At 42.2% G+C, this 725-nt stretch carries 1 protein-coding gene and 1 pseudogene; both read right to left on the bottom strand.

Annotation, left to right across the window (positions count from 1 at the left end):
- A pseudogene (locus VTH8203_RS10340) lies at positions 1–361 on the bottom strand (hypothetical protein); the annotation flags it as partial.
- Between the two features lie 226 nt (positions 362–587).
- On the bottom strand, positions 588–725 hold a 138-nt coding region (locus tag VTH8203_RS10335; RefSeq protein ID WP_244181119.1), incomplete at its 5' end, for an ATP-binding protein.

Raw genomic sequence — 725 nt, 5'->3', positions numbered from 1 at the left:
CACCGAAGAAATGCAGCAAGCTGCGGTCATGGGCCCGACGCCAGGTACTGTTTGTAAAATGGTGAATAAGTCATTACCACTATTTAGAGTCTCAAGTTTTTGGTCTTGTTCTTTGATTTTGTTGTTAAGCTCGTTGTAATGATCAAGCTGATTGCGTAATTCGAAAATTAGTAGGGGTGGAACTTGCTGGCCTGTATCAGCTAGCCATTGCTATCAACACTGGTTCATGAACCGAGATAAATTGAAGTAGCTTAGCTCTTGAAAACTTGTGTCGATAAAGCTGTTGACCAGAGAAGTCATGACCAACAACATGGAAAGTTGATTTACCTAAATCAATACCGATAGTTTTAATAGTTGACATGATGGCACCTCCTGAAGTTCAGCGACATAGCTGAGTTTAGTTTAGGTGTGGGGCGTACCATCTAATTAATGAGTTGAACGAAGCCGCTCCGCGGCAGAGTAAATACAGCATAAGTCATACTCTTATAACACCATCATCCCGATGGTCGTTGACAGTGTCAACGCCAGTTTAAAATTGATCCACTTATCGACGTTATCGCCAAAGTAAAACTGACCCACCCACGTAATTATTTTGTACTTTCAGATAGATTTTCTAGAACTGTTGGTATGGTTCCAGCCGCTTTCTTTCCTCTTAATCGGTAGCTTTCTCCGCTGATTTGTACGATGTGCGAGTGATGAAGAAGCCTATCCAGTAATGCCGCCGT

It is taken from the genome of Vibrio thalassae, from assembly GCF_900089835.1.
In the GTDB taxonomy this organism is placed as follows: domain Bacteria; phylum Pseudomonadota; class Gammaproteobacteria; order Enterobacterales; family Vibrionaceae; genus Vibrio; species Vibrio thalassae.
This window is presented reverse-complemented; position numbering and strand designations above follow the sequence as displayed.